The organism is Thiorhodococcus mannitoliphagus (genome assembly GCF_010915725.1).
Lineage (GTDB): Bacteria > Pseudomonadota > Gammaproteobacteria > Chromatiales > Chromatiaceae > Thiorhodococcus > Thiorhodococcus mannitoliphagus.
The window spans coordinates 1-5183 of sequence record NZ_JAAIJR010000221.1 but is presented as its reverse complement, the minus strand read 5'-3'; the positions used below and the strand labels follow the sequence as shown (position 1 = coordinate 5183).

The window sequence follows — 5183 nt, the reverse complement described above, 5'->3', positions numbered from 1 at the left end:
TTTTTTACACCCCGCATTTATCTTTTTCGCCTCGGGCAAAACGGGGCTCGGGGCCCCCCCCGGATTCGGCCCGCCGGCGGGGGGGGGCCGCCGCTCCCACAATCTCGAACTTCGCGCTCCATGCGGCCCGAATGGCCGCATGGAGCACGCATCCTCAGATCTTGAACTGTCCGACGCGCTCCTGCAGCAGAGACGCCAGGCTTGCGAGCTGCTCGCTCGCGGCCGCGATGTGCTGGGATCCGGCCGACGTCTGATCCACCGTCGAGGAGATGGTATGGATGTTCCGATTGATCTCCTCGGCCACCGCCGTCTGCTCCTCGGCCGCGCTCGCGATCTGGCGGTTCATGTCGTTGATGCTGGTGATGGCCGCGCTGATGGTCTGGAAGGACTCCCCCGCCCGTTGCGCTTGCGAGACGCTTTCCCGCGCCATCGACTGGCCCTTCTCCATCACCGAGACCGCCCCGGCCGAGCCGTTCTGAACGCGCTCGATCTTCTCTTGAATGTCCTGAATAGAAGACTGCGTCCGACTGGCCAGCGTGCGCACCTCGGCCGCGACCACCGCAAAGCCACGCCCCTGCTCGCCGGCACGCGCGGCCTCGATCGCCGCATTGAGCGCCAGTAGATTGGTCTGCTCCGCGACTCCGCGGATGACGTCCAAGACCGCCCCGATCTCCTCGCTGTCGGCCGAGAGCTTCGCGATGACCTCGCTCGCGGAGACCACCTCCTGGGCCAGGAGGTCGATCGCCGTGATCGTCTCCGTCACCACTTGGCCGCCGGCCTGCGTTTCCTTCTCGGTCTCCTGCGCCGCGCTCGCCGCGTCGGCCGCGTGACGCGCGACCTCTTCGACCGTCGCCGTCATCTCATTCATGGCCGTCGCGACCTGATCCGTCTCCGACTGACCGAGCTGGACTTGCCCACGCGTCTGATCGCTGGTCGCTGCCAGCTGCACGGCTGCCGCCGAAACCTGTGAGCTGGCGCTCGAAACCTCCTGCAGCAGCCGCTTCATGTTTTCGACCATGCGCGAGATGGCCGCCATGAGACTGCCGGAGTCGCCCTTGCGCAGCGCGATGGGAGTCGTAAGATCGCCTTCCGCCAAACGATTGACCACGGCCACCACCTGAGCCGGCTCCCCGCCAAGCTGCTTGAGTGTCTCTCGCGTAATCGCAACCCCCAAGACGGCCGCCAGGATCAAACCCAGCACCATGCCGCCGCTATAGAGCTTCATCATCAGGTTACTGGCGCCCAGGGCCTGGTTCAGCTCGGTCTGCGTGGCATCGTTCTTGACCGCCACCATGGACTCGATGAGCACGCCGACGCGGTCCGAGACCAGAAAGGTCTCGTCGACGACACGCGCATAGTCCGCGTGCAGCGATGCATAAGCGATAGGATCCGCGGCTTGACCCATCTTCTGAGCGAGCTGGTCCAGCTCCTTATACTCCGAGCGCCAAGCCTGGTAGTCCGTCTTGAAGGCATCGTAAAGCGCTGCCTCGTCCACACTGCGGGGCAACTGCTCATAGCGCTCGAGCGCGGCTTCCACATTGCTCCATGAAGCGACACGCTGACGCATCACCTGCGCGATCATCCCGCCCACCTCAGGGGTCCAGGTCGCCAGCCCCTTGATCTCATAGGTCTGTCCGCGAATCTTCACCCGTTCATAGTTCAGCCGGTTGAGTTCGATGATCGTCGGCAGTGATCCCTGACTGATCGACAGGAGGTGCGAGCGCATGTCGATCTCGCCCTTGATGCCAAGCGCACCGACCAACAGCAGGATGAGCGCAAGGGACAGGAAGCTTCCAATCAGCTTCGTGCTCAATCGAATCTTCTTCATGGCAAACCTTCCTAGAACCGATGAATTTGCTGAACCGGAAGCGCATTGAATGCTGCAAGCTCGGCGCAAGGACCAGATTAGAGCGCCCCCTGCGGCTGCGCCCTAAGCGCTTTGCGCTGACTGCGGATCCATTCGTGAAGCGACTCTGAGCATCGATCATCGTTCCGGTCGATGCTGAGACGCGGATTGAAGGCCGATTGCATGGAGGCACGGGCATCAGCCCATGGATGCGTCCCTCCTGCCCGTCAAGGCGCTCCCGCGGAGATGCCCAGGAATCTCGCCCGGGCAACGAGAGCCAAGCGGAACCGTCAGCGACCTGACGACCCGATGCTGCGGCGAGTATATGAGAAAGCCTTCACCCGATATGCCAACGGGTTCACTTCGCGGCTAGTCGGCGTTGCTCGGCGCGGCGAGAACACAGTTGGCACCGGAGCGCTTGGCGGCGTAGAGCGCCTGGTCCGCCTGATGGTAGAGGCGATCCAAGTCCATGCCCTTGCGATAGCTTGCCACCCCAATGCTGACCTGACCCGCGACCTGCTCACCCGTTGCTGTCTCGATGGGCTGACTTGCCAACCTGCGCCGAATCCGCTCGGCACATTCCAAGGCGTCCGCAAGCCCAGACCATGGCAGCAGCACGACGAACTCGTCCCCACCCAGACGCACGCAGAGATCGGACGTCCGTGTCGCCTCCCGCAAGGTCTCGGCAACCTGACAGAGCAGACGGTCGCCGACCGGATGCCCATAGGTGTCGTTGACGCTCTTGAAACGATCCAGATCCATGACGAGCATCGACAGGGGCTGCTGGTGCCGAACGCTGTCAGCCAGCCATTGCGCACCCTGCAGCGTCAAAGCACGCCGGTTGCCGAGACCGGTCAAGGGATCCCGCTCCAACTGCCGACTCACCGAGGAGAAGCGCAAGGCATTCTGGATTGCGGGCGCTGCCAGCCCCAGCAGACTCTCGATCGCAACCTGCTCGGATTCGGAAAACCGCCGCCCCCGCATCAGCTTGAGCGTCCCCATCTCCGTACCATTGAGCGTCAGGACATACTCCATGCGATGACGATCCGGCTTGCCGCCAGACATCGTCTCGTCGCCCTCAGCGCCCTCGGCGCGCCGATACTCCCAGCCCGTCTGCTCAACCAACTCGTAGAGGAATCGCCCCAGCGTGCCCATCACCTCATCCAGTTCCAGCGAGGCCGTGATGGCTTGCAGAAAATGGACTGGATCAATGCCCTGCTGGCCCCGTTGCGCATCGCGCCCGGTAGAGGAAACCAGCTTGAGTTGCGGACTTTCGAGTTGGGTAGTCGGGCTCACAACGGCGTACCTAGGAAGAGATGGACCTAATTGTTGTTAAGCAATCAACAAGCCAAGAATTAAATCCTTATAAAACAGGCACTTATAGCCCTAAAAAAAAGAGCGACGGGTTTCCGTCACTCTCAACAACTTCGGAGCCAACATCTTGATGGGCAGCGATCCGTACAACGTCAACCTTTCGCCGCAAAGGCTCCAGGCACTGGAGTCGTCGCTGACTGCCAGCACAGCCCTCAGGACGCCTGCCTCAACTGATCCGGCACCGCATCCCAGCCCGACTTGATCTCGCGCAGCAGACGCGAGACCTCGGTCAGTGCCTCGGGGTCGTTCCGCATGCTGCCCTGCAACAAGCGGCGCGACATGTATTCGTAGAGCGCAGCCAGATTGCTTGCAAGCTCACCGCCCTTGTCCTGATCAAGCATGTCCGCCAAGGCTTCAATGATCGAGATGGCTTTTCCAAGCTGCTCACCCTTGATCCTTGGATTACCGTTCACCATGGCGCCGCGTGCAACCGCAATGCGCTCGAGGGCCCCCTCGTAAAGCATTTGAATCAGCCGATGAGGGTCAGCGACCGCAGCCTCAGCCAGATGACCTGCTTGGCGATATTGGTTGATCTCTTTACGCATCGCGTACATCATTCCTCACTCCTGGCGAGTGGTTTTTGGTTGACTCGACAATCCGAACTCAGCCCTGTTTCAGTGCTGTCGGCTCAAGCTGGCGGGCGCACGACCCGACCTAGGCCCAGGTATCTCCGCGCTTGCTCTAGACTCATCCGCCGGATCACCTCGCGCAGCTCAACATCCGTCACAACGATGAAGGTCTCACCCGATGCCTCATCCATCATCACGGCAACCCTTCGCTTCAGGCTCTGAAAATGCGCAGTGATCGCTGCGGCAGCCTTGCTCTGTTGGTCCCTGTCTAGGGTTGCGCACCCGCCGCTCAGGACCAATGCCGATGAGGTCGGATCCCATGGCCAGCCTTCGGCGCCTTTGTCCCTAGAGCATTCCAGTGCTGTCAATCTCTTGACGCACTTGTCGTCTTGGCTCGGTTTCATCTGCAAAATCACGACATTCTCTTTGAACATTGACTGCCAAACCTGGCTCGATCATCGATGTTGTCTCTAGAATCCGCGCCACGCGCCGGATACAGCTATTTCACATCCGTCCTTGGGCACCTTTCGCTCTGATGCTGATGAAGCGCACTCCCTTCACAGTCAAGATAACGGCACCCCCTGCAGTTTCTTTAATCCTAAAAAGATCCGTTTAACCGCAAAGGACGTGAAACGTGCAAAGAATCTCAAGGTCTTGTCCCGGCACCGGGAGGATCACCTTCTGGGCGAACCGAAATCGCGGCACAAACCTTTATTTTTGTTAGCTAAACTTGTGCCCTTGCAGTTCCAACTACCGGCCTTGATCGTCAGTTTGACCGGTGAACGAGCGAGCGCGAAGTCCACCGAATCCCGCGCCCGTGTCGGCGGAGTCCCTCAACTCCGCCCGGGCAAACCAAGACGTCAGCAGGGGTGCAACCATCAGTGATGTGCGCCGGCCAGCGACTCTAGGCTGGGCCGACGTTAGGAGGCCCAATATGCACCCTTTCGTTGGGCCTCGTACCTCGGCCTAACGACGACAGGCATCAGTTGTGGTCACAGCCTGTCAGCGGGTCAGAAATGGGGCGCGTGATCCAAGTCTAGAAAAAGACCGGAGGTTCGGAGGTCAATGTCCGGAGAACGGGCGATTTGGGTATCGAGCTGGGCTTGCCCAATGCAAAGACCCGCAACGGCCGCATTCGGACTCCCCCGCTTGAGCTGCCGCCGCAGTGATCCTAGAAAGAGCCACCGGCTTAGGGGTTTCCGTCAAAGGGTCTGGGCTCTGTCTCTGTATCAGACAGGTAGACTACCCTGATGCCATGTTTCGGCACAGTCGTGGGGGGGGGGGGCCCCCCCCCCCCCCCCCCGGGCGCGGCGGGGGGGGCCCCGCCCCCCCCCCCCCCCGGGGGGACAGGAGAGGGAAAACAACAAAAAAAAACAAAACCCCAAAAAAAAAAA

The 5183-nt window shown here is 60.9% G+C and carries 4 protein-coding genes; all 4 read right to left on the bottom strand.

Annotation, left to right across the window (positions count from 1 at the left end):
• Positions 1-154 precede the first annotated feature (154 nt).
• The 4 genes from G3480_RS25060 to G3480_RS25045 all read right to left on the bottom strand — a co-directional run bounded on the left by G3480_RS25060 (position 155) and on the right by G3480_RS25045 (position 4193).
• Positions 155-1828, bottom strand: a complete 1674-nt coding sequence (locus tag G3480_RS25060) for a methyl-accepting chemotaxis protein (protein ID WP_164656943.1) — start codon at positions 1826-1828, stop codon at positions 155-157.
• A gap of 387 nt (positions 1829-2215) precedes the next feature.
• A complete protein-coding gene (locus G3480_RS25055; RefSeq protein ID WP_164656942.1) occupies positions 2216-3142 on the bottom strand; it encodes a diguanylate cyclase in 927 nt (308 codons plus the stop codon).
• Positions 3143-3372: 230 nt separating this feature from the next.
• Positions 3373-3774 carry a flagellar export chaperone FliS gene (gene fliS, locus G3480_RS25050; protein ID WP_164656944.1) on the bottom strand — a complete coding sequence of 134 codons (402 nt, stop codon included), beginning with the start codon at positions 3772-3774 and terminating at the stop codon, positions 3373-3375.
• A 74-nt stretch (positions 3775-3848) separates the two neighbouring features.
• Positions 3849-4193 (bottom strand): hypothetical protein, encoded by a 345-nt coding sequence (locus G3480_RS25045; protein WP_164656941.1) that lies wholly within the window; start codon positions 4191-4193, stop codon positions 3849-3851.
• Positions 4194-5183 lie beyond the last annotated feature (990 nt).